The 22,061-nt window shown below is 63.7% G+C and carries 23 protein-coding genes, 3 tRNA genes and 5 pseudogenes; 16 read left to right on the top strand and 15 right to left on the bottom strand.

Going from position 1 to position 22,061, the window contains the following annotated elements; genetic code table 11:
• Positions 1-35: 35 nt before the first annotated feature.
• From PXD02_RS09115 to fabI, 4 genes are all read right to left on the bottom strand, one after another.
• The gene (locus tag PXD02_RS09115) at positions 36-845 is read right to left on the bottom strand and encodes a PRC-barrel domain-containing protein (RefSeq protein WP_275103602.1); all 810 of its coding nucleotides are present in this window, start codon (positions 843-845) and stop codon (positions 36-38) included.
• 109 nt (positions 846-954) lie between these two features.
• Positions 955-1,455, bottom strand: a complete 501-nt coding sequence (gene gpt / locus PXD02_RS09110; protein ID WP_275103601.1) for a xanthine phosphoribosyltransferase — start codon at positions 1,453-1,455, stop codon at positions 955-957.
• Positions 1,456-1,466: 11 nt separating this feature from the next.
• Complete coding sequence (locus tag PXD02_RS09105) at positions 1,467-2,078, bottom strand: LysE family translocator (protein WP_275103600.1); 612 nt, start codon at positions 2,076-2,078, stop codon at positions 1,467-1,469.
• 10 nt (positions 2,079-2,088) lie between these two features.
• Positions 2,089-2,916: an enoyl-ACP reductase FabI gene (fabI, locus tag PXD02_RS09100; protein WP_275103599.1), complete on the bottom strand. Its 828-nt coding sequence runs from the start codon at positions 2,914-2,916 to the stop codon at positions 2,089-2,091.
• 80 nt (positions 2,917-2,996) lie between these two features.
• On the opposite strand from fabI, the gene pdxH reads away from it, so the two are divergent.
• The 5 genes and pseudogenes from pdxH to PXD02_RS09075 all read left to right on the top strand — a co-directional run.
• Positions 2,997-3,611 carry a pyridoxamine 5'-phosphate oxidase gene (gene pdxH / locus PXD02_RS09095; RefSeq protein ID WP_275103598.1) on the top strand — a complete coding sequence of 205 codons (615 nt, stop codon included), beginning with the start codon at positions 2,997-2,999 and terminating at the stop codon, positions 3,609-3,611.
• A gap of 155 nt (positions 3,612-3,766) precedes the next feature.
• Positions 3,767-4,372, top strand: coding sequence for a cold-shock protein (locus PXD02_RS09090; protein WP_275103597.1), 606 nt, complete (start codon positions 3,767-3,769; stop codon positions 4,370-4,372).
• Positions 4,359-4,859 carry a DUF192 domain-containing protein gene (locus PXD02_RS09085; protein WP_275103596.1) on the top strand — a complete coding sequence of 167 codons (501 nt, stop codon included), beginning with the start codon at positions 4,359-4,361 and terminating at the stop codon, positions 4,857-4,859. Before PXD02_RS09090 ends, PXD02_RS09085 begins: the two co-directional genes overlap by 14 nt.
• 171 nt (positions 4,860-5,030) lie before the next feature.
• Positions 5,031-5,107 (top strand) — tRNA-Pro (locus PXD02_RS09080).
• A 251-nt stretch (positions 5,108-5,358) separates the two neighbouring features.
• Positions 5,359-5,606: pseudogene (locus tag PXD02_RS09075) on the top strand (IS5/IS1182 family transposase); the annotation flags it as partial.
• Positions 5,607-5,673: 67 nt separating this feature from the next.
• Here the strand turns inward: PXD02_RS09075 and PXD02_RS16870 are convergent.
• Positions 5,674-5,874 (bottom strand): annotated as a pseudogene (locus PXD02_RS16870) (IS30 family transposase); the annotation flags it as partial.
• Between the two features lie 43 nt (positions 5,875-5,917).
• Here PXD02_RS16870 and PXD02_RS09070 point away from each other — a divergent pair.
• The 3 genes and pseudogenes from PXD02_RS09070 to PXD02_RS09060 form a co-directional block, all read left to right on the top strand.
• Positions 5,918-6,043: pseudogene (locus PXD02_RS09070) on the top strand (IS3 family transposase); the annotation flags it as partial.
• Between the two features lie 488 nt (positions 6,044-6,531).
• Positions 6,532-6,621 (top strand) — tRNA-Ser (locus PXD02_RS09065).
• A 388-nt stretch (positions 6,622-7,009) separates the two neighbouring features.
• A pseudogene (locus tag PXD02_RS09060) lies at positions 7,010-7,842 on the top strand (protein NO VEIN domain-containing protein).
• Positions 7,843-7,845: 3 nt separating this feature from the next.
• Here PXD02_RS09060 and PXD02_RS09055 read toward each other — a convergent pair.
• Positions 7,846-8,229, bottom strand: a complete 384-nt coding sequence (locus PXD02_RS09055) for a hypothetical protein (RefSeq protein WP_275103595.1) — start codon at positions 8,227-8,229, stop codon at positions 7,846-7,848.
• The gene (locus tag PXD02_RS09050; protein ID WP_275103594.1) at positions 8,226-8,627 is read right to left on the bottom strand and encodes a hypothetical protein; all 402 of its coding nucleotides are present in this window, start codon (positions 8,625-8,627) and stop codon (positions 8,226-8,228) included. The genes PXD02_RS09055 and PXD02_RS09050 overlap by 4 nt, the downstream gene beginning before the upstream one ends.
• Before the next feature lie 121 nt (positions 8,628-8,748).
• On the opposite strand from PXD02_RS09050, the gene PXD02_RS09045 reads away from it, so the two are divergent.
• Positions 8,749-9,875 (top strand): IS3 family transposase gene (locus PXD02_RS09045; protein ID WP_275103593.1). Its coding sequence is split into 2 segments (ribosomal slippage): positions 8,749-9,013 and positions 9,013-9,875, totalling 1,128 coding nucleotides; the frame shifts between segments, so codons are not numbered across the junction.
• A 248-nt stretch (positions 9,876-10,123) separates the two neighbouring features.
• Here PXD02_RS09045 and PXD02_RS09040 read toward each other — a convergent pair.
• Positions 10,124-10,911 (bottom strand): IS5 family transposase gene (locus PXD02_RS09040; RefSeq protein ID WP_275103592.1). Its coding sequence is split into 2 segments (ribosomal slippage): positions 10,124-10,572 and positions 10,572-10,911, totalling 789 coding nucleotides; the frame shifts between segments, so codons are not numbered across the junction.
• A gap of 95 nt (positions 10,912-11,006) precedes the next feature.
• On the opposite strand from PXD02_RS09040, the gene PXD02_RS09035 reads away from it, so the two are divergent.
• The 4 genes and pseudogenes from PXD02_RS09035 (at position 11,007) to PXD02_RS09025 (ending at position 14,000) form a co-directional block, all read left to right on the top strand.
• The gene (locus PXD02_RS09035; protein WP_275103591.1) at positions 11,007-12,563 is read left to right on the top strand and encodes an anti-phage dCTP deaminase; all 1,557 of its coding nucleotides are present in this window, start codon (positions 11,007-11,009) and stop codon (positions 12,561-12,563) included.
• A 2-nt stretch (positions 12,564-12,565) separates the two neighbouring features.
• Positions 12,566-13,105 (top strand): hypothetical protein, encoded by a 540-nt coding sequence (locus tag PXD02_RS09030; protein WP_275103590.1) that lies wholly within the window; start codon positions 12,566-12,568, stop codon positions 13,103-13,105.
• A gap of 486 nt (positions 13,106-13,591) precedes the next feature.
• Positions 13,592-13,684 (top strand): annotated as a pseudogene (locus PXD02_RS16865) (protein NO VEIN domain-containing protein); the annotation flags it as partial.
• Positions 13,662-14,000, top strand: coding sequence for a DUF6362 family protein (locus tag PXD02_RS09025; protein ID WP_275103589.1), 339 nt, complete (start codon positions 13,662-13,664; stop codon positions 13,998-14,000). The pseudogene PXD02_RS16865 and the gene PXD02_RS09025, both read left to right, overlap by 23 nt.
• 119 nt (positions 14,001-14,119) lie before the next feature.
• On the opposite strand, the gene PXD02_RS09020 is transcribed toward PXD02_RS09025, so the two are convergent.
• Positions 14,120-15,181: a Fic family protein gene (locus PXD02_RS09020; protein WP_275103588.1), complete on the bottom strand. Its 1,062-nt coding sequence runs from the start codon at positions 15,179-15,181 to the stop codon at positions 14,120-14,122.
• Positions 15,182-15,291: 110 nt separating this feature from the next.
• Here PXD02_RS09020 and PXD02_RS09015 point away from each other — a divergent pair, with 110 nt between their 5' ends.
• Both PXD02_RS09015 and PXD02_RS09010 read left to right on the top strand, forming a co-directional pair.
• Entirely contained in the window at positions 15,292-16,017 is a 726-nt protein-coding gene (locus tag PXD02_RS09015; protein WP_275103587.1) for a hypothetical protein, read from the top strand.
• A complete protein-coding gene (locus PXD02_RS09010; RefSeq protein WP_275103586.1) occupies positions 15,996-16,388 on the top strand; it encodes a hypothetical protein in 393 nt (130 codons plus the stop codon). The genes PXD02_RS09015 and PXD02_RS09010 overlap by 22 nt, the downstream gene beginning before the upstream one ends.
• A 26-nt stretch (positions 16,389-16,414) precedes the next feature.
• Here the strand turns inward: PXD02_RS09010 and PXD02_RS09005 are convergent.
• The 5 genes from PXD02_RS09005 to PXD02_RS08985 all read right to left on the bottom strand — a co-directional run bounded on the left by PXD02_RS09005 (position 16,415) and on the right by PXD02_RS08985 (position 21,391).
• Positions 16,415-17,604 (bottom strand): IS3 family transposase gene (locus PXD02_RS09005; RefSeq protein WP_275103585.1). Its coding sequence is split into 2 segments (ribosomal slippage): positions 16,415-17,352 and positions 17,352-17,604, totalling 1,191 coding nucleotides; the frame shifts between segments, so codons are not numbered across the junction.
• Positions 17,605-18,083: 479 nt separating this feature from the next.
• A tRNA-Arg gene (locus tag PXD02_RS09000) sits at positions 18,084-18,160 on the bottom strand.
• 59 nt (positions 18,161-18,219) lie between these two features.
• Entirely contained in the window at positions 18,220-19,242 is a 1,023-nt protein-coding gene (locus PXD02_RS08995; RefSeq protein WP_275103584.1) for a hypothetical protein, read from the bottom strand.
• 71 nt (positions 19,243-19,313) lie between these two features.
• On the bottom strand, positions 19,314-20,222 hold the full coding sequence (gene rpoH / locus PXD02_RS08990) for an RNA polymerase sigma factor RpoH (protein WP_275103583.1): 909 nt from the start codon (positions 20,220-20,222) through the stop codon (positions 19,314-19,316).
• A 134-nt stretch (positions 20,223-20,356) separates the two neighbouring features.
• On the bottom strand, positions 20,357-21,391 hold the full coding sequence (locus PXD02_RS08985) for an RluA family pseudouridine synthase (protein ID WP_275103582.1): 1,035 nt from the start codon (positions 21,389-21,391) through the stop codon (positions 20,357-20,359).
• On the opposite strand from PXD02_RS08985, the gene PXD02_RS08980 reads away from it, so the two are divergent.
• Positions 21,390-21,695, top strand: a complete 306-nt coding sequence (locus tag PXD02_RS08980; protein ID WP_275103581.1) for a DUF6476 family protein — start codon at positions 21,390-21,392, stop codon at positions 21,693-21,695. The two genes, PXD02_RS08985 and PXD02_RS08980, sit on opposite strands and share 2 nt — an antisense overlap.
• Here PXD02_RS08980 and PXD02_RS08975 read toward each other — a convergent pair.
• On the bottom strand, positions 21,686-21,934 hold the full coding sequence (locus PXD02_RS08975; RefSeq protein WP_275103580.1) for an accessory factor UbiK family protein: 249 nt from the start codon (positions 21,932-21,934) through the stop codon (positions 21,686-21,688). The two genes, PXD02_RS08980 and PXD02_RS08975, sit on opposite strands and share 10 nt — an antisense overlap.
• Positions 21,935-22,061 lie beyond the last annotated feature (127 nt).

Raw genomic sequence — 22,061 nt, 5'->3', positions numbered from 1 at the left:
GCGTGTCGTGCTGCGGCGGAAGGTCGCCGGATCAGTCAGTTGGCCGGGGCGGGCGCGGTGCCGTCAGCCGGTTCGGCGGGCGGGGTTGCGGGGGTTTCCGCCGTATCCGCCGGGGCAGGGGCGCCGGTCGCGGCCGGATCGGGCGTCACTGCGGGATCCGTGACGGCGGGATCGGCGGTCGTGGTCGAATCAGGAGTCGCGGCCGAATCAGAGGTCGTAGCCGGGGCTGCGGCGGGGTCCGTCGCCGTCGTGCCTGCGGGCGGGACCGCAGCCGAATCCGTCGCCGCTCCGGGGGCGGCCGTGGTGTCGGGGCTGGCCTCTTGTTCGCGGAAGACGTATTCCGGCGCGGCCTCGGCCTCTTCCTTGGTGAGGTCGCTGGTGATCTCTTGCGCGTCATAGTTGATCGTCAACTGATCCCAAGGCACCGCGATCTGCTTTTCGCCGATGCCCAGAAAGCCGCCCACGCCAATCACGGCGGCTTTCACGGTGCCCGCGCCGCCGTCCACGATCACATCGGTGATGTCGCCGATGGCGCTGCCGTCGGGCGCGTTGACGGTCGCATCGGTGATCCAGTCGATGCGCAATTCGTTGGCGGCCTGCTGCTGTTCGACCTTGCCGCTGGCGGCGACCGCGGCCGCGTCGGCGGCATCAGCGGCGGCCTCGGCATTCTCGGCCGCGGGGTCGGTGTCCGCGCCCATGGTCGTGCTGTCGGTCGGCACCGTATCCGTGGTGGCGGCATCCGTTGCGGGATCGGCGGGGGCAGGCGTCGTCGCGGTGTCCTGTGCGAAGGCCTGGCCCATCATCAACGGCAGGGCGAGGGCGGTGCCGAGCATCAACTTGCGCATGTCTTTCCTCCTAAGGTTGGCGCATGACGTGCATGCGCGATTGATGAGACAATGCCCGATCACCCTGCTGGTTCCGAAGGCAGAACCGAAAAACGGCCCTGGGCGGGCCTCAGTCCTCGCCCCGGTAGGGCTGGACGTATTGCAGCGCCATGTCCCAGGGAAAGAAGATCCAGGTGTCCTGGCTGACCTCGGTCACATAGGTCTGGACCATCGGCTTGCCCTTGGGCTTGGCATAGACTGTGCCGAAATGCGCCCTGGGATACATGGCCCGGATCAGGTCCAGGGTGCGGCCGGAATCGACCAGATCGTCGATGACCAGGATGCCGTCGCCGTCGCCCATCAGGGCGGGGTCCGGGGTGTTCAGCACCTCAAGCTGGCCCTGGCCGGCCTCGGCCGCGACGCCCTTGTAGGACCGGATCGAGATCGAGTCGATCACCCGGATGTCCAGTTCGCGCGCGACGATCATCGCCGGAACCAGCCCGCCGCGCGTGACCGCCACCACCGCACGCCAGTCGGTGCCGTCCAGCCGCCAGGCCAAGGCGCGGGCGTCGCGGTGCAGTTGGTCCCAGCTGACGTGGAATCCCTTTTCATGGGGCAGGCGGTCGATCATGGCGGTTCCTTTCAATGACGCAGGATCAGCGACAGGCCCAGCAGCCCCAGGGCCAGCCCGGCGATGCGGTCGATCCAGAATTTCGCCGCATAATATCCGCGCCGCAACCAGGGCAAAGCCATCAGCGACGCAAGCGCGGTATAAAATGCCAGTTCCACCGAAACCGCCGTCGCATAGATCGCCAGCTTGTCGCCTGCCGACAGCAGGGCCGGAAAGATCGACAGCAGCACCGCCGAATAGAACAGCGCGGGCTTGGGGTTCGACAGGTTCAGCATCATTCCGCCCGGAAAGCCCATGCCCCGGCTGCTTTCCGCCGGGTCGGGCAAGGGGTCCGGGGCGTGGCGCCACATCTTCCAGGCGATCCAGACCAGATAGGCCCCGCCCAGGATCTTCAGCGCGGCATAGGTCCAGGGCAGGGCGCGAAAGACCACCGTCAGGCCCAGCAGCGCGAAGATGCACCAGAACGACGCGCCAAGCGCCAGACCCCAGCCATAGGGCAGCGCGCGGCTGCGGCCCAGGGCGAAGGCTGCCTGACTGACCGCGATGACGCCGGGGCCGGGCGACAGGATCGCCACGCCCAGGGTTCCCACGAACAGGGCAAGCTGGTCGGCGGTGATCGCCATTCCCCTTTGGTCAGTCCTTCTTGGCGGTCGAGATGTCGGGCGCGTCCACCGCCTTCATCCCCACCACATGATAGCCCGCATCGACATGGTGGGTTTCCCCCGTCACGCCCGCGCCCAGACGGGACAGCAGATACAGCGCGGAGTTGCCCACATCCTCGGTCGTGACATTGCGGCGCAGCGGAGAGTTCAGCTCGTTCCACTTCATGATATAGCGGAAATCGCCGATGCCGCTGGCGGCCAGGGTCTTGATCGGCCCGGCGCTGATCGCGTTGACGCGGATCCCGTCCTTGCCCAGATCCTCGGCCAGGTAACGGACGCTGGCTTCCAGCGCGGCCTTGGCGACGCCCATCACGTTGTAATGCGGCATCACCCGTTCCGCGCCGTAATAGGTCAGCGTCAGCAGGCTGCCGCCGTCGGGCATCATCGCCGATGCGCGGCGGGCCACTGCGGTGAAGGAATAGACGGAAATATCCATCGTCATCAGGAAATTGTCGCGGGTCGTGTCGGCATAGCGGCCGCGAAGCTGGTCCTTGTCGGAAAAGCCGATGGCATGGACCACGAAATCCAGGCTGCCCCAGGTCTGGCGCAGCGTCGAGAACAGCGTGTCGATGGATGCCTCGTCGCTGACATCGCAGGGCAGGACCAGGGTCGAACCCAGTTGCGCCGCCAGCGGATCGACGCGTTTCTTCAGCGCATCGCCCTGATAGGAAAAGGCAAGCTCGGCCCCTGCATCCGCCACCGCGCGGGCGATCCCCCAGGCGATCGACTTGTCATTCGCCAAACCCATGATCAGGCCGCGCTTTCCAGCCATCAGCCCTTGCTTCTGCTCGCTTGACATGTGCTGCCTCTCGCGCTTTCAACCCTGTGTGAAAGGTGCTTAGGCCAAAGGATTGCAAGCATCAAGCGCAAGGAACCATCATGGCTGACAGGGACGGACTATTCGCGGGCGACGACCCGTTCGACATCGCCAGACGCTGGCTGGCCGAGGCTCGGGCGACCGAGCCGAACGATCCGAACGCCATCGCGCTGGCGACGGTGGACGCCGAGGGGATGCCCGATGTGCGCATGGTGCTGCTGAAGGACATCGAGGGGCAGGGCGCCGACGGCGGCTTCGTCTTCTATACCAATTACGACAGCGCCAAGGGCCGGCAGATCGCGGCCACCGGCAAGGCCGCCTTCGTGATGCACTGGAAATCCCTGCGCCGCCAGATCCGGGTGCGCGGCGCGGTGACCCGCGTCGAGGGCGAACAGGCCGACGCCTATTACAACAGCCGCGCGCTGCAAAGCCGGATCGGGGCCTGGGCGTCGCGCCAGTCGCAGCCCCTGGAAAGCCGCGCGGCCCTGATGGCGGAAGCCGCCCGCCAGGGGCTGCGCCACGGCACCCGGCCGCCCCGGCCCCCCTATTGGGGCGGCTTCAGGATCGCCCCGGCGCAGATCGAGTTCTGGGCCGATGGCGCTTTCCGGTTGCATGACCGGTTCCGCTGGGACAAAGAGGATTCGGGGGCCTGGTTCGTCAGGCGGCTTTCACCCTAGGGCTTGACGAAAAGGTCTTGGTGGCTGACCATGGTGGATAGGCGCGGCACTTGCGCCTTGTCTGCCGTGAACCACCGCCGCTTCGACGTCACAGGAATTGAACGGTGGGTTGGTTGAATTCGAGGCAGGACAAGACGCGCTGAGCGCATGGTGGAATGATGACGGATGAGAAGGGACTGAAGCTTGTGTCGGGGTTGGTCAAGTGGTTTGACCCGTCCAAGGGCTATGGCTTCATCCTGAACGAGGAAGGCGGCGCGGATATCCTGCTGCACGCCAATGTTCTAAGGAATTTCGGACGCAGTTCGGTCGCCGACCAGTCGCGGGTGACGGTCTGGATGCAGCCCACGCAGCGCGGGCTTCAGGCGACCGAGGTGGTGTCGATCGAACCCCCGATCTCGGACGGGTCGGCGCCGATCGCGGATCTGGACAACGGCGTCATCGAACACCTGGAGGCGCTGCCGCTGCGCCCGGCCCGCGTGAAGTGGTTCGACAAGGCCAAGGGGTTCGGCTTTGCCAATATCTTCGGCCATCCCGACGATGTTTTCCTGCATGTCGAGGTGCTGCGCCATTCCGGTTTCGCCGACCTTGCCATCGGCGAGGCGATCGGCATCCGGGTCGTCGAAGGCCCGCGCGGCCTGATGGCGGCGCAGGTGACCAGCTGGGACCGGGGCACCGAACAGGGCGCAACCTCTCTGGCCGCAGAAAATCTGGGCGACCAGGTGCAGGATATCAAGGATTTCATGGCGCATGTCGCCGAATAGGGCCGGGCTTGCGGCCCTTGTCCTGTCGGCGGCTTTCGCAGTTTCCGCTGCCGCGCAAATCGCCTGCGCGCCGGATCGGGCGATCTTCCAGACCGATGGCGGCCCGGTCGCCTTTCAGGTCGAACTGGCCGACGACGAGGCCGAGCGCGCCCAGGGCCTGATGTTCCGCAAGGCGCTGCCCCAAGGCACGGGCATGTTGTTCATCTATGACACGCCGCGCCCCGTCAGCTTCTGGATGCGCAACACCTATATCCCGCTGGATCTGGTGTTTCTGGACGAACGCGGCGTGATCCGCCACATCCACCGCAACGCCCGGCCCTTGGACGAGACGCCCATTCCGGGCGCGGCGCCCGGCGATCCCGACCCCTATCGGCAGGTGATCCTGGAAATCGGCGGGGGCGAGGCCGCGCGCCTGGGGCTGGCCGTCGGGCAGGCCATGGCCCATCCCCGGCTGCATCGGGATTTGGCCGAACTGCCCTGCGGCTAGGGCTTTCCCCTGTCGGCGCTATCGGCTAAGCGTAAGCGGTCGGGGCGTAGCGCAGCCTGGTAGCGCGACGGTTTTGGGTAGCGTAAGTCTGGCTCCTGAAATACGTTGCAAATCAAGCCTGTAAAAGCTCGAGATCGGGTCAGTTTACATGTGTCGTTTTGGCGTCCGATTCGGAGTGTAGCGCAGTCTGGTAGCGCGCCTGGTTTGGGACCAGGATGTCGGGGGTTCGAATCCCTCCACTCCGACCACTCCTTCTCCCTACGTTTGCTCGTTTCAACCCGGAAAGCAGAAATCTCTACTGCCCCTTTTCGGGCGTCGTTAAAGCGTTTCGGTAAAAACGTGAATCGCGACGGGCTTCCCACAAGGCGTGGTCTGTGATCCTCTTGTTTGGGGAGAATGGATCATGTCAGCACCTTTGCCGGATGCGCTCCGGACGCGGTTTCAGCGGTATATCGAAGAGGGTCTGAGCGGCCGTGCCGCAGCCATGCACCTGAAGCTGTCGCCTGCGGGCGCGACTGCCCGGAACGAGGCCCTTCGCGCATCGAATTACCTTGGCCGCGCGATCTGGCGAAAATGGCCTGGATATCACGCCGAACCCGCGCCGAGACGAAGATGCATTGCGTGAAGCTGCTGGGGCAGAGCCTCATGGCACGCGACTTCGATCGCCAAGTCGCCGAACTCCAGATCCGCGCCGCCGTGCTCAACGACTACACCGCGCTCGGCATCCCGATCACGGAGCCCGCAGGACAAGGGCATCTGGGAAAGGGGAAGTCCGGGCTTCACGCTCTTTGCACAACAAAGGCCCGTCGATTAGCATTCCGCCAGAACTCCGAAACCACCGGATACCCACGGGGCCGGAAACACCCGCTTCGACCGCGACATCTTCACTGGACAGACCCGCAGCCACGCCCTGCCAGAACCGACATAGATTCTCACCCTGCCAAATCGGCGGTTGTCCTGGCGAACACAATTTGCGCCGCGTTGAGCGCTGCGACTTCCGTCGTCCCGTCGTCATCTGCACCTCCAGCAATAGGGTGATGCGACGACCGGTTGAATCCGCCCAATACTGTGCCCATGAATACCAGAAGCTCCTGCGGTATCGTGGGTTCAAGGTATCGATGAGCGGCAAGGGCAAGTGTTACGACAATGCGGCCGTCGAGAGCTTCTTCAAATCGCTGAAGGCTGGTGCGGCTGTTCGGCCCGGCCATCGAGGTGATCGGGATCAACCATCATGCTTGCTGGTCCGGCGCTCCGCTGCGCGGCCGACCGCTACCCGGATCATCGATCGCGCTGAGCGAATGCTCCTGGCACGATGGGCTGCCTGATGCCGAGGCGCGGTTCCCGGCCATCCGCAGTCGCGCAGACTGGTGGCAGCATGTGCAAGATGAGATCGACGCATCCGGCGTGCCGCTGGTCTGCGCAACCTGGGCGCCGTGGCTGCCGATGGCGTGGGAGCCGGGGGAAGGTCTGGCCCAACGGCTGGCCAGGGCTGGCGGCGTGAGGCCGTTTCGGGGCGAATCAGGGTCGGACGTTGACGAAATCTTGCCATAGAACAGTGCTTGTTCTTGCGCCGTTCTGCGCGACGGGCTGGTCTGCGAAAGTTTTGATGGATGTCATCATGAAGCACTTTTTCGCCTTGTTTCCTGTGGTTCTGACCCATATACCGCTCAGTGGAGTGGTGGCCGAGTGGTCGAAGGCACACCCCTGCTAAGGGTGCAGGCGGGAAACCGTCTCGAGGGTTCGAATCCCTTCCACTCCGCCACTTTCAGATACTGAATCCGTCCAAGGGCCCCGATTGGGGCCTTTTTTCTTTTTGTTTCAAAGGGCGTTGGCCGGGCTATCCGCCCTTCGGAGACTGGACGCTTGACGCAGAACGGGTCTCCGAATGGCCTGCGTCTCTCTTTGAACGCCCCTCAACGACCACGGGACGGTGCCAAACATCTTCGTATTTCCAATGGGTTGTCGGGTTCATGGGGTCGCCCCGTTCGCGAGTTAGTCCGGTGACGGAGAAGGACACGAAGGCGCAGGGCGGTCAGAAGGACGGCTCCGTGGCGTCCGATCCCGAAGTCCGGCAGAAGCGTCTGAAGCGAGCCGGGACCCTGCCGGAAGTCTCTGATGACAAACAGACTTCGCGCCCATAGCCTGGCGCAATGTCGAACGGGGCGTGGACAGATGAAGAGAACGACCTGATCGTCGCGGATTACTTCGCGATGCTGGCCGATGACATCTCCGCGCGCCGCTACAGCAAGGCCGAGCATCGCCGCGCGCTGCTGCCTCTGCTGAACAACCGGTCCGAGGGGTCCGTCGAGTTCAAGCACCAGAACATCAGCGCGGTGCTGAAGGGGCTCGGCGAGGACTGGATCCCCGGTTACAAGCCCGCGTTCAACTTCCAGATGACCTTGGTGGATGCCGTGGCGCGGTGGCTGGCGCTAAACCCGGCCTGGCTCGGGCGCCAACCGGGGCGGCACCCCGCTGCGGGTCTACGCGAGGCGGCGCAGATCTGGATCGGCCCGCCGCCGACGCTGTCGAACCAGCCGCCCCCGCAGGAGTTGGACCAGATGCTGCACATCGCCCGCAAGTTCGACGTGGCGGGCCGGGACGAGCGCAACCGGGCCCTCGGACGCGCGGGGAGCGCGTGCTGGCGCATGAGCGCGCGGCCTTGCGGACGGCAGGACGGGACGATCTGGCGCGCAAGGTGCGCTGGGTGTCGGAGGAAGATGGCGACGGCGCGGGCTACGACATCGCGAGTTTCGCCCCGGACGGGCTCCCTCGGCTGATCGAGGTCAAGACGACGAACGGCTGGGAGCGCACCCCCTTCCACAATACGCGCAACGAGCTGGCCGTGGCCGAGGAACGCCGGTCGGAATGGCGCCTGTTCCGGCTTTGGAATTTCTCACGCGAGCCGAAGGCGTTCGAGCTGCATCCGCCGCTGGACGCGCATGTCTCGCTGACTGCGACGACGTTTCAGGCGAGCTTTCACTGAGCCTCAGTCGAACACCCGCTCGGTCTGTTCGTGCCACGGCAGGGCCGCGATATCGGTCAGTTTCAAAAGGGTCACGGCGGGCACCTCGCGTTTGTAGACCAAGCGCTTGAGAACCCCCGGCGCGAGATAAGCGAGGCGCAGCTGTCGGCTGACATGGCGTTCGGCAAGCCCGACGGCTTTCGCCAGATCGGTGACCGTGTTGAATTCGCCAGCCTCCATGCGCCGCCGCCAGCCCCACGCCCGGCCAATGGCGCGCAAGATATGCGGATCCTGTGTCCGGTCTTCGCTCGGCAGATAGGTGGCAGGCGGCATGATCTTCGGCCGCCCGTTCTGCTTGCGGACCTTGAGCGGCACGAAGATCTGGATGGACTCATCAGGGTTCATCATTCCGCCGCCACCTTCTTTCGTGGCGCCATCATGTCGCGCATGACGCCCGAGACGCCGTCGGTCCGGATATCGATCACCAGCCCTTCGGACGTCACGGTGACCCGGCGCACCAGCAACTGCACGATCCGGGTCTGCTCTGCAGGGAACAGCTGACTCCAGACGTCCTCGAACGTCTGCAACGCGGAGATCACATCGGCCTCGGCGAAGGCGTGACCCTCGCGCGCCAAGTGGGCGATGAACCACGCGACCGCCCCCGCGCGCTGAGCCGCGCAATGTCCGGACCCTGGAACGACTTCAACTCCGCGCAATCCAACACCAACGTCATCCCGAAGGGCACGCTCGCCAAGGTGCGCCTGACGCTCCGCCCGGCGGCTTCGACGACCCGCGTCGCTCGCCAACCCCGTCGTCTTCGGCACACCGGAAGTGGCGATGCTGGACCTGCCGCAGATCAGCTGGAGTGCCCCCACTGAAGTGGTCCGCCAACTGGGATACAAATATCCTGTTCAGGAGGACCATCAGATGGCAGGCAAGCGAGACAAACCGGAAGACATCGTTCTGAAGCTTCGACAGATCGAAGTGCTTCATGGACAGGGAATGGCGATTTCCGACGCGGTGCGGCAGATCGGCGTGACCGAGCCGACGTATTATCGCTGGCGCAAGCAGTATGGCGGCATGAACCGGGATCAGCTGAAGCGTCTCAAGGAGCTTGAGGCGGAGAACCAGCGGTTGCGGCGCGCGGTGTCAGATCTGACCTTGGACAAGATGATCCTGAGCGAGGCTGCACGGGGAAACTTCTAAGCCCTTCGCGCCGTCGCAAGTGCATCGATCATGTGCGGCAGGCGCTTGGCATATCCGAGCGCCGCGCCTGCCGCACCCTCGGGCAGCACCGCTCAACGCAACGCAAGGTTCCTTGCGGCGCCCCGGACGAAGAACGGCTGACGGAGGACATCATCGCGCTCGCTCGCACCTACGGGCGATATGGCTATCGGATGATCACCGGACTGCTGAACAACGCCGGTTGGCATGTAAATCATAAACGCGTGGAACGGATATGGCGGCGTGAAGGGCTGAAGATCCCACAAAAGCAGGCAAAGAAGGGTCGGCTCTGGTTGAACGACGGGTCCTGCGTCCGTCTCCGACCGGAGCACCCGAACCACGTCTGGTCCTATGATTTCGTTCAGGACCGGACACATGACGGACGGCTGTTTCGGACGCTCAATATCATCGACGAATTCACGAAGGAGGCGCTGGTGATCCGTGCAAACCGCAAGCTCAATTCCACCGACGTAATCGACGCCCTGACGGAGCTGTTCATCTTGCGTGGCCCGCCTGCGTTCATAAGGTCCGACAATGGCGCGGAATTCATTGCCAAGAAGGTGCAGGGCTGGATCGGCGCAGTTGGTGCCAAGACCGCGTTCATCGAGCCGGGTTCACCCTGGGAGAACGGGTATTGCGAGAGCTTCAACGCTCGATTCCGCGACGAACTCCTGGACGCAGAAGTCTTCTATTCGCTTAGGGAGGCCCAGATCCTCATCGAGCGATGGCGCCGCCACTACAACACTGTCAGGCCGCACAGCTCCCTGGGATACCGCCCGCCCGCACCGGAAGCCCTCATCCCAATAGACCAGCGGCCGACGATGCACTAACAATCAACCCGGACCACTCCGTGGGGGCAGTCCATTACTCAATGAGCTCGATGGGTCTGGTCCAGTCACAGCCAGCACCTTATGTGCCAGCTAGGGTCGGTACGATCCTGATTGACTGGCGCGGCGATCAAGGTGATCGTCCTACACGTGACGCCGGCCCATACACGAACATTGCGGGGAATGTCTTGTCGAAAGTTGTAGAAAAAATCTCTGGCAAGGCTGAAAAATCGAGCGCAAAAGAATCTAGGTCATGTTGACAAATGGCGGAGCCAGATGCGGATCGAGGTGATGTCGATGAAGCCCAGGAAGCTCTCTGCGGTTTTGTCGTAGCGGGTGGCGACGCGGCGGGCATTCTTGAGCTTGTTGAAGCAGCGCTCGACGAGGTTGCGCAGCCGGTAAAGGGTTCGGTCCACGGCCACGCGCAGCTTGCGGGACTTTCGCATCGGGATCACCGGCACGACGTTGCGCGCCTCCATGGTTTCTCGAACCCTGTCAGAGTCATAGCCGCGATCCGCCAGCAGGACGGAGGGCTCTGGCAGGTTGTCGTCCATGATGAGGTCAAAGCCCAGATAGTCCGATGTCTGGCCCGGCGTGATGTCCGACCTCATGGGCAGGCCTGCGCCATTGACGCGGAGGTGGATCTTTGTCGTGAAGCCACCTCGCGAACGGCCAAAACCCTGTCGCGGAGTCCCCCTTTAGCGCCCGCTGCCTGATGATGGGCGCGGACCACGGTGCTGTCGATCATCTGCAAGGCCGCTGGAACCACCCCGCTCTCGTTCAGGGCCTCCAGTATCCCTTCCCACAGCCCGGCCAGGGTCCAGCGCCGGAACTGGCGGTAGACCGACGACCACTTGCCGAACTCTTCCGGCAGGTCACGCCACGGCGAACCTGTGCGGGCTATCCAGAAAATCCCATCCAGAACAAGACGATGGTTCATGGGTTTGCGCCCGTTCGGTGCGCGGACGGCCAGAATGAAGCGTTCGTGAAACGCCCATTCCTCGTCAGACATCAGGTCTCGTGCCAAGCTGGTCTCCATCGCAGATACCAGCTTGAATCACGTTCAGCACGTCCTGTGAATCCCTTTTGTCAACACGGCCTAAGGATGTAATTTCACAGAACCGATCCAGTGAGATGTTTTTTGCGGTTGTTGGACCGGTTGGCGCAGGTGGCTCAAGAGTTATTGAATCCTTGAAGCGGGCCTGCGAGGCTTCAGGTTATAAGACTGAATGGATCAAAGCCAGCGCCTTGATAAAGCAGTGGCACGAGGAGAATGGGAATCCCGTCCCAGTGTCGACTGAAAAAACATTAGAGCTTGTCGAGGCATATCAGGATGCTGGAGACAAGATGCGCGAGCGAGATGCAGCCGAAGTGGCACGAGCGGTGATGCGTGAAATAGCTCGACGCCGGGCTGAGGCAACCGAAGTCACCTACGTTCGAGGTGAGCCAGTGCGGCCAAACAATGAACGGCGCGCCTATCTAATAGACTCCATAAGGCATCCCGCAGAGGTAAGCTTACTTCGGCGCACATATGGTAATGCTTTTGCGCTTGTTGGTGTTGTTTGTGAGGAAAGCAGGCGAGAGCAACGGATACTTGAGAAGTATTTTCGCAAACCACGCCATGGAGAGCAGGCGGTAAAGGATCAGGTCAAGCGTTTCATGCAGCGTGATTCTGACGATGCCGGGAATAAACGTGGGCAACATGTAGCTGAGGCATTCTTTGAGGCGGATTACTTTGTCGACAACTCAGAGGATGATCCCGAGGGCAAGAAATTCGCCCTCGATGAGCCGCTCGGGCGACTGGTGAATATCGTTGCGCACGATCAAATCGTTCGGCCAACCATGGAAGAAACTGCCATGCATCATGCTCACTCCGCCAGAGTGAGAAGCGCTTGTCTGTCACGCCAGGTGGGGGCAGCGCTGGTCGATAGTGATGGCACAGTTGTTGCTACAGGTGTCAACGAAGTGCCCGCTGCGGGTGGCGGGGTATATGGCGAAGGGTTTGGGAAGCCCCATGAGCATGAGGACCATCGCTGCGCTTTTCGCGAAACAAAGTTCTGCAGCAGTAACAAGCAGCAGAACAAGATTATTGATGAGCTGATCGCTGCGCTGCCGGAGCTCGACGCCGTTGGCGACAAACTTGGGCTCGCAGCGCGGATCAGGAAGACTCGCTTAGGCGGGCTCATCGAGTTCAGCCGGGCAGTGCATGCAGAAATGGACGCCTTGCTCTCGGCCGGTCGCGAGGGCGTGTCGACGGTGGGCACGAGACTGTTCGTGACGACTTTCCCATGTCACTACTGCGCGCGGCACATCGTGGGCGCAGGTGTGTACGAGGTTCAGTACATCGAGCCTTACCCAAAGAGCCTCGCGCTTGAGCTGCATGACGATGCCATCGAAACAAATCCGTTCAACTGGCAGCCACCAGAGCGTAAGTCTATGGCGACTCAGAAGAAAGAGGTTGAGCAGAAAGACCGCACAGAGTCTGCACCTACGCCGCGCCTACCAGGGAAGGTGCTCTTCCGACCGTTCGTCGGCGTGTCCCCGCGCATGTACACGAGGGCGTTTGAGAAAACCTGGCGCTTGAAGGACAAGGTGACTGGAAATTTTGAGATGGAAGCGCCAGAGTGGGGGGACGAGTGGTCCCCGTTCACCGTGGGGTACCCGGAACTCGAAGCAGCCCTGACCAAGTAGCTATGACACATCCTATCCTACGCCTCATAACCAAGGAAAGCTATGACCTCCCGGCGCCAGAAGTGGTGTCCGACGCAGGCCGCTTTCGCGGGCGTTCGAGCGAACAGCTTTCTTTTTCATTCGAGGATGTGGGAGCGCAAGACAATCATAAGGTCGAAATCGTTTCGATGGATGGATTGCACGGTAAACGACTGTGCGAACTCATCATGTCGAAGAAGCCTAAGGTCGCATTAGACTTGCGTCATGTCATCCGTTTTGATTTGCCCGGAACCAGTCGTGAGCAAGTACTGAACTATTTTCGTGCGACGAATACGCTTTACGTACGTGACCCTCTTCCATGGCACGCTCTGCAGCGAAGAGATTTCATTGCGGGTGACAAGGTCATATCTCAAAGGCTTGAGCATGAGACTGTCGAAAGAAAGCAGTCGCCGATAATGTTGTTTGTTCCGAAGGAAGAGCACATAGGTTTTCTCACTGCGTATTTGAATCGAGTTTTTTCAAGTCGTGGCGATGGTTTCTGGGAAATCGTCACTGCCCATTGACGCGACTTTTGCAACTTTTCGCAGTATTTCGCAAACGCCACGCAAAGGCAGACACTGGCACGGGAGAGAGTTCGTTATTAGTTACACCTCCTCCGCCACATTCAGATACTGAATCCGTCCAAGGGCCCCGATTGGGGCCTTTTTTCTTTTTGCTTCAAAGGGCGTTGGCCGGGCCGTCCGCCCTTCGGAGACTGGGCGCTTGACTCGGAATGGGTCTCCGAATGGCCTGCGTCTCTCTTCGAGCGCCCCTCGACGACCATGGGACGGCACAAAACATCCTCGCATTTCCAATGGCTTGCTGCGTTCATGGGCTCGCCCCGTTCGCGAGATTATCCGGTGACAGAGACCGACACGAAGGCGCAGGGCGGTCAGAAGGACGGTTCCGTGGCGGCCGATCCCCAAGTCAGGCGGCAGCGTTCGAAGCGAGACAGGACCTTGCCGGAAGTCTCTGATGACAAACACACTTCGTGCCCATAGCCTGGCGCAATGTCGAACGGGCCTTGGACGGATGAAGAGAACGACCTGATCGTCGCGGATTACTTCGCGATGCTGGCCGATGACATCTCCGCGCGCCGCTACCCTGCGCAAGCTGCCGCCGGTGAAGGCGCAGGGCTACTTCAACACTTGGCCCGACATCGTGCGGACCAGCCGCGAGATTGCGGCGATGGAGCCGCAGCCGATGCGGGTCTGGCCCTCGGCCGCCGCGATCACCCGGCTCGAGCAGACCTTCGACTGGGTGCTCTGGATCGAGGAGGCGGAGCGCAAGCTGGTCTGGTCGCGCGCGGCCCGGGTGCCGTGGAAGCAGATCAGCGGCGAGCTCGGCTGCGACCGCACGACCGCATGGCGTCGCTGGCAGCTGGCGCTGACCAAGATCGCCGCGCGCCTGAATGCGTGAGCGACTCCAATGTGTTGCAACACTTTTCCCTTCGACATCTGCAACATGATCGTGCTATCCGAAGGACAAGATGGGGAGAGTGCGCCGAAGGGCTCGCTCTCCCCTTTGCGTTGAAGCGTCTACGGCAGCGTATACCAGGTCGTCCGTCCTCCGCCGTGCCGAACCAGATGGCCGTTGTCGACGAGTTGACGGAATTGCTGTTTCAGCGTGTTCCGGCTGGCGCCCGTCAACCTGATCATGTCGCCTGCGCTCACACGGCCGTGCTCACGGGCATGATCCAGAATGCGCAACGACAGTTCGGGCAGACTCGGCAGCACCAGCTTCTCGCGCTCGACCTTGGCGGCGAGCCGCTTCATCTGCTGCTGCAGGGCGCGCAGGAAGAAGGTCAGCCATGGCTGCCAGTTCGGTGCCTCGCTGCGGATCGAGCCCTGCGTCTGCCGAAGAGCGAGGTAGTAGCCCTCCTTGCTCTGCTCGATCACGCTTTCGAGCGAACTGTAGGGCACATAGGCATAGCCTGCCTGTAGCAGCAGCAGCGTGGTCAGGATGCGGCTGAGCCGTCCGTTGCCGTCCTGGAAGGGATGGATTTCAAGGAACACGACGGTGAACACCGCGATCACAAGCAGCGGATGCAGCCGTCGTTGCTCGCGCTCGGACGTCAGCCAGCCGACGAGTTCGGCCATCAGGCGGGGGGTATCGAAGGGAGTCGCCGTCTCGAAGACAACGCCGATCTGCTTGCCGTCCTCATCGAAGGCGGCGACGCTGTTCGAGGAGGTCTTGTAGTTGCCGCGATGCCAAGCGTCCTTCTCGCTGTGGACGAGCAGGTCGCGGTGCAACTGCCTGATGTGGTTTTCGGTGATCGCGATGTCGTCCCAGGAACGGAAGACAAGCTCCATCACCTCGGCATAGCCGGCCACCTCCTGCTCGTCGCGCGTGGCAAAGGATTTGACGTCGAGATTGGCGAGCAGCCGCTCGACGTCGCGATCGGAGAGCCTGCTTCCCTCGATGCGTGTCGACGACCCGATGCTTTCGATGGTGGCGACGCGACGCAGGGCCGAAAGCCGCTCGGGCGCCAAGGTACCGAGCGCACGCCACGCGCCCTTGAACTCGTCGATCTCGGCAATGAGCGCGAGGATCTCCTGAGTGATCAGGATCGTCTCGGTATTGATCGGATTCTGTGCCATGCCCGAATATACACCCAATTACACCCATTTTGGCAAGGCCATTTCGACGCCCATTTACGCCCGAATGGGGTGAATCGCCAACTTCGCGGGTCCTTCCTCGCGAAAACCGTATGCTGGCGGGCGAAGCGCGGCGCATCGCCAGCGACAGGGCCGGATTTTTGGGAAGCCAGCCGAAGCTTCAGAATACCGATGCCCCCGCTGCGCCCGACACCGAGGCTGTCGCCACGCGCGCCCGTGAAGCCGAGCGCGACCGCGTCTCCACCATCTACGATCTGGCCGGGCGGCTGAACCTCGAGCGCGGCTTCGCCGAGGATCTGGTCAAGCGCGGTATCAGCGTCGACGAGTCCCGCCGCCTGATCCTTGACCAGGTCGCCGCCAAGTCGGACGAGACCCGGACCTTCCCCCATGTCTCGATCCCCCTCGGCGGCCGGGACGAGCGCGCCACCCGCCGCGACGCGGTGGCGAATGCGCTGCTGCACCGCTACAGCCCGACGCTGTTCCAGCTGGAAGACGCCGCGCGCCAGTACCGCGGCATGACGCTGCTGGAACTGGCTCGTGAAAGCCTCGGCAATGCCGGGGTGAACACGCGCGGCCTGTCGCGCGACGAGGTGGCGACGCGGGCGCTGCACTCGACCTCGGACTTCCCCGAGATCCTTTCGGCCGTCACCAACAAGCCGCTGCGGCAGGCCTATGACGCCTATTCAAGCGCAACCGCGGGTAATGCTTCCTCATCGAAGAGGAGAAACCGATGGTTACAGTTACCGAGCCGCTGCCTGATCCGTTCCCGTGCCCTGTTTGCGGGGGTAAGGATGTCTTGGTCAATGCCGATATTCTAGTGGACTTGGGTACCCTCAAGCCGGCCCGCGGCTACCCCTTCCTTCTTGCAGACCGCGCGCGCTGGAATTGTGAGAGCCCAGAGTGTGGCGGATTTGGCGAGCTTGACTCCGTAGGTCCGCTTCAGCTGCCCAGCAATCCTAGCGAAGCAGAAGAAGCGCTGCCGCTTCGGCATTACCGAAGACACGCAGACCACTTGTTGGACCTGGTCGCAGGCCAGGGCCGACTAAATGGCGACATGTCTGTGTGGATGGCGGACATCAACCGCGCGACTTTCCCGCAGTTAATGTCGCTGATTCAGCAATTGGAGGGAATGCTCAATCTACCAGATCCGGAGCCCTTGCCATTGCTTGAAGAGAACCCGTCACCATAGAGAAGGCCTGACCTGCCACTGGTCTTTCATCCAGTTGCGACCGGAGCCCAGTGATCATTTGTGGGTGTCTTCGATGTAAAAGCAATGGCTCGGCTTGCATGGGCCTCCATTCGCGCAACGGGGCGGTCGATTGCGGTGATCAGAGCCCGGGCAAAGTCTGCCGGCGTCTGATAGCCGAGCGCCGAGTGGGGCCGCTCTGTGTTGTAGTCCCGGACCCAGGACGCGATCAGATGGCGAGCATGGGCCAAGCTATGGAACAGCGTTTCGTTGAGGAATTCGTCGCGCATCCGGCCGTTGAAGCTTTCGACGAAGCCGTTCTGCATGGGCTTTCCCGGCGCGATGTAGTGCCACTCGATCCGATGCTCGCCGCACCATTTCAGGATGGCATTCGAGGTCAGTTCCGTGCTGTTGTCGGAGACGATCATGCCCGGGCGCCCCCGCCGTTCGATCAGTGCCGTCAGCTCCCGCGCGACACGGCGGCCCGAGATCGACGTGTCGGGGATGGCGGCAAGGCATTCCCGGGTCACGTCATCGACCACATTCAGGATCCGGAACCGGCGCCCGCAGGCGAACTGGTCGTGAACGAAGTCGAGGGACCAGCGTGCATTGGCCCGCGGCTCGACCAGGATCGGCGCGCGGGTGCCAAGCGCCTTGCGGCGGGCGCTGCGTTTACGGACGGTTAACCCCTCTTCGCGGTAGAGCCGATAGATCCGGTTGATGCCAGACGGCTCTCCTTCCCGCCGCAGCAGCACGAACAGCCGCCGGTATCCGAACCTGCGCCGCTCGTTGGCAAGCTCGCGCAATCGTCCGCGCAGCGCCCCATCTGCCGGGCGCCGCGACCGATAGCGGACCATCCTGCGATCGGCGCCCGCGATCCGGCACGCCCGCCGCTCCGAGACCCCGAACCGGGCCTGCAGATGCGCGACCGCCTCGCGCTTCACGACGGGCGTCACCATTTTTTTGCCAGCAGATCCTTCATCGCGGCCATGTCGAGCATCTGCTCGGCCAAGAGCCTCTTCAGCTTGGCATTCTCATCCTCGAGCGCCTTCAGCCGCTTCGCCTCAGGCACCGTCATGCCGCCGAGCTTGGCTTTCCAGTTGTAGAAGGTGCCTTCCGACATCCCGTGCTTCCGACACAGATCGGCGCACTTCGCGCCCGCGTCGTGCTCGGCCAGAATGCCGATGATCTGCTCGTCCGTGAATCTCGTTCGCTTCATTGTCCGTCCTCAGGTTGGGCCGGACTCTAATCGACGGTGGAGGAAAAATCCCGTGGCAGGTCACGGTCGCCCCTCGGGGCGGCCTTTCCTTGTGAGGGCCGGTCGCTACTCTGGCTTCTGGTACCGACCACGTCTCGCCGTATGCGTGTCTGCTTTCCACGCCGCCTCACATCCCGGTTACGAGTTCGGCGCCGTTGTGCGGGGCACGGCCGGGACACCCCTCTTGCTGACGGTCGATCGGCCCGCCGTTGGCCATACCCACCTTCCACCGCAAGAGCAGGAGGGTGGCGGAGAGCGCCTTCCACAGCGTTCCCAGTTCAAGAGAGATATAGGCCTTTATCAGGACTATCCAAATCGGGACGGCGATTCTCGCAAGAAATCTGCAACCGGATGTAGGCGCCAGCCTGCGTTTATGTGCAGCAATCTGTACTGGCGACATGGGCCGCCAACATCGCATCACCATAACATCTTGATTTCGTTGGCGCACCCGAAGGGATTCGAACCCCTGGCCTCTGCCTTCGGAGGGCAGCGCTCTATCCAGCTGAGCTACGGGTGCCTGGGCCGTGAATAGCCGCAGCCGGGGCGGGGCGCAACGGCGAAAACGATGCTGTGCCGTCAGCCCGCGCAGATCTGTTGCAGGGCCAGCCATTGTTCGTCGGTCAGCAGCGCGCGGGCGGGGGGGGCGTCGCGGAAGGGATCGCCCTCGATCAGCGGCAGGACCGTCTGGCCGGTGGGGTCCAGGGTGCGGGCATAGGGTTCGGCCGGGATGCCGCGTTCGGCAAGAGAGGACAGCAGGTCGGCATCGGCGGGCCGGGGCGCGGGGGTCGACAGCATCGCCGCGCCAAAGCCGCGCATCGCGTCCTGCGGCAGGTGGCCCAGCGTCATCAGCCGCAAGGAGGCCAGCAGTCCGGCGTGACGGGCGGCGGCTTGGCGCAAATCCTCGTCCCTGGTGGCAAGGCGGGCGGCGATCAGGTGGGCGGCGGCGGATTCGGGTCCGGGGGCGGTCCGCAGAAGATCGCCGCCGATCACATAGATGTTCCCGGGCAGGCGGCGCGCGCCGCCCACAGGGCCGGGGACCACCCGGATCGCGGCGTCGGGGCCAAGCAGTTGCGGGGCCAGCCAGTCCAGCACCGCCTGGCCGGAGTCGCGCCTGCACACCGCGCCCGACCCTTGTTCCAGATCCGCCAGGATCGCCCAGCCCATGTCGCGGGCTTGGGCGGGGGGCGCGATGCGGGCGGCATGGGCAACCAGGGCGCCGGGCAGCCAGAAGACCAGCCCGCCCAGCACGGCCAGGATCGCCAGGATCAGCAACCCGCTGCGCAGCCGCCCGCTGTGGGCGCGGTGGCTGGCGACGGCGCCCTGGACGCGGGCGATCGCCTGGATCATCAGGGGGTCGTCGATGGCGACGGTTTCATCCTCGCTGCCGAGACCGGGCGCATAGATCGCGGGCAGGGCGCCGGGGTTCAACTGGATCACGGCGGGCAGGGACCAATGCGACAAGGGCCGGTCGGTTCGGGGATCGGAGAGGATCAGCGTCGCTTCGCCCACCGATATGATCACCTCGCGCGGGGGCGCATCCGGGGCTGCGCGCCACGAGCCCTGGGCCTCGAGCCGTTGAAAGTCCGTAAGCGCGGTCATCGGGTCCGGTCTGCCATCCTCAAGCCGACCATAGCGCGCGCCGGGAACAGGTCAATTGCGCCCCGCCGGGGTCAGGTCGCGCTTTCAGGCACCTTCATGCCCTTGTCGCGGGCCAGGACGCGCATCCGGTCTTGCAGCTTTTCGAAGGCCCGCACCTCGATCTGGCGGATGCGTTCGCGCGACACGTCGTAACGCGCCGACAGATCCTCCAGCGTCAGGGGGTCGTCGCGCAGCCTGCGTTCGATCAGGATGTCCTTTTCGCGCTCGTTCAGCACGTCCATCGCGGCCAGCAGCATCTGGCGGCGGGTGTCCAGCTCCTCGGATTCCGCATAGGCTTCGGCCTGGTTGGCATCCTCATCCTCCAGCCAGTCCTGCCATTGGGACACCGAGTCGCCCTCGCCGCTGCCCACGGTCGCGTTGAGCGACGCGTCCCCGCCCGACAGGCGGCGGTTCATGTCGATCACTTCCTGTTCCGTCACGTTCAGGTCGTTGGCGATCTGGGCAAGGTTTTCCGGGCGCAGGTCGCCTTCTTCCAGCGCGCCGATGCGGGACTTGGCCTTGCGCAGGTTGAAGAACAGTTTTTTCTGCGCGCTTGTGGTGCCCATCTTCACCAGCGACCAGGATCGCAGGATATATTCCTGGATCGAGGCGCGGATCCACCACATCGCATAGGTCGCCAGTCGGAACCCCCGTTCCGGGTCGAACCGTTTGACCGCCTGCATCAGGCCGACATTCGCCTCGGAGATGACCTCGGCCTGGGGCAGGCCATAGCCGCGATAGCCCATGGCGATCTTGGCGGCGAGGCGCAGATGCGATGTGACCAGCTTGTGCGCGGCCTCGCTGTCCTGGTGGTCGGCCCAGGCCTTCGCCAGCATGTATTCCTCTTCCGGCTGCAACAGCGGAAACTTGCGGATTTCTTGCAGATAGCGGTTCAGCCCCTGTTCGGGGCTGGGGGCGGGAAGATTTCCGTAATTCGCCATGGTCTGGCCTTTCGCAAGTATCCTGGGAACGCAACCTGCGCGGCAGCGGTTCCGGCGGAACCGTCGCAGCGCATGGCCCGGCAGGGATCGGGATCATTCTGACGGATAATCGTCAGCAGGTAAGGGGCGGATCGTCACGTTTCCGTCAAGGCGACCCCCCGCAGCATGTCCAGCAACGCCTGCATGTCGGCGGGCAGGGGGCTGTCGAAGGACAGCGCATTGCCCGTCACCGGATGGTCGAACCCCAGATGCGCCGCGTGCAGGGCCTGGCGGGGAAAGGCCGTGACCGCCTCTGCCGCCGCGCCAAGCGCCTTGGCCGAGGCGCGCCGGGCGCCGCCATAGACCGGATCTCCGATCAGCCCCAGGCCCGCATGGGCCATGTGGACGCGGATCTGATGCGTGCGCCCGGTCTCCAGCCGGCATTCGACCAGCATCGCCCCCGGCGGCCGACCAAAGCGTTCCAGCATCCGCGCCCGCGTCACCGCATGGCGGCCCTTGTCGAAGAACACCGCCTGCCGTTGCCGGTCCGTCGCGTGGCGGGTCAGGCGCGAGGCGATCTTCAGCACCGCGCCGTCTTCGAAGCTGACGCCCGGCGTGCCGCGCAGGCGCGGGTCGGCGCCGTCGATCACGCCATGGGCCAGCGCCAGATATCGGCGCTGCGCCGTATGCGATTCGAACTGCGCGGCAAGACCGTGATGCGCGCGGTCGGATTTCGCCACCACCAGCAGGCCCGAGGTATCCTTGTCGATCCGATGCACGATGCCGGGGCGCTTTTCCCCGCCGATCCCCGACAGCGAATCGCCGCAATGTGCCAGCAGCGCATTGACCAGGGTGCCGCGGGGCGAACCGGGGGCAGGGTGGACCACCATGCCTGCGGGCTTGTCGATGACGACCAGGTCGTCGTCCTCGAAGACAATGACCAGCGGGATCGCCTCGGGCCGGGTCTCGACGGGTTCCGGGTCGGGGATGCTGATACGGTAATCCTGCCCCTCGGCCACGCGGGCCTTGCCGTCGCGGATCACGCCGTGGGGACCGCTGACCGCGCCATCCGCGATCAGCCGCGACAGCCGCGACCGCGACAGGGCCGCGGCCTCTGGCACCGCAAGGGCAAGCGCCTTATCAAGCCGGTCGGGCGGATTGGCCGGGATGGTCACAACAAGGTTCGACATGGATCAGGATGATAGCGACTGGAAAAGGGCGGCGAAAGCGGTGCCGGAACTGCGGCTGCTGCGCTGGCTGGTGACCGGGCTGGCCCTGGTGATGGGTCTGGGCATGATCGCCCTGGTCGCGCTGCTGTGGCTGCGGCTGGGCCAGCCGGTGCTGCCCGACCTGCCGGACGCGATCACGCTACCCGACGGGGCGCGGGCCGAGGCCGTGACCTTCGCCCGCGACTGGATCGTCGTGGTGACCGAGGCGGGCGAGGTGCTGCTGTATGACCGCTCCGGCGCGCTGAGGGACCGGGTTCAGCCCTGACGCCCGGCCTCCAGCTTGTCCAGCCTGGCCTTCAGCTCGGCATTCTCGGTCCGGGCCTTGATGGCCATTTCGCGCACGGCGTCGAACTCTTCGCGGGTCACGAAATCGCGATCCGCCAGCCAGCGGTCGATCCAGCCCTTCATGGCCGTTTCCGCCTCGGACCGGGCGCCCTGGGCCACGCCCATGGCATTGGTCATCAGCTTCGAGATGTCGTCAAAGAACTTGTTTTGCGTGGTCATTTGGCCTTCGCCCCCGATAGATGCTTGGCGTCCTATATGGGCCGGGCGGCGCGGGGGTTCAATGCGCGCCATGCCGCATCCGCGCCGCGACGCCGCCGGGCCCGCTGTTGACACCGCGCCCCGGCTG

It is taken from the genome of Paracoccus sp. S3-43 (assembly GCF_029027965.1).
Lineage (GTDB): Bacteria > Pseudomonadota > Alphaproteobacteria > Rhodobacterales > Rhodobacteraceae > Paracoccus.
The sequence above is the reverse complement of the archived record's forward strand: the minus strand, read 5'-3'. Positions and strand labels throughout refer to the sequence as shown.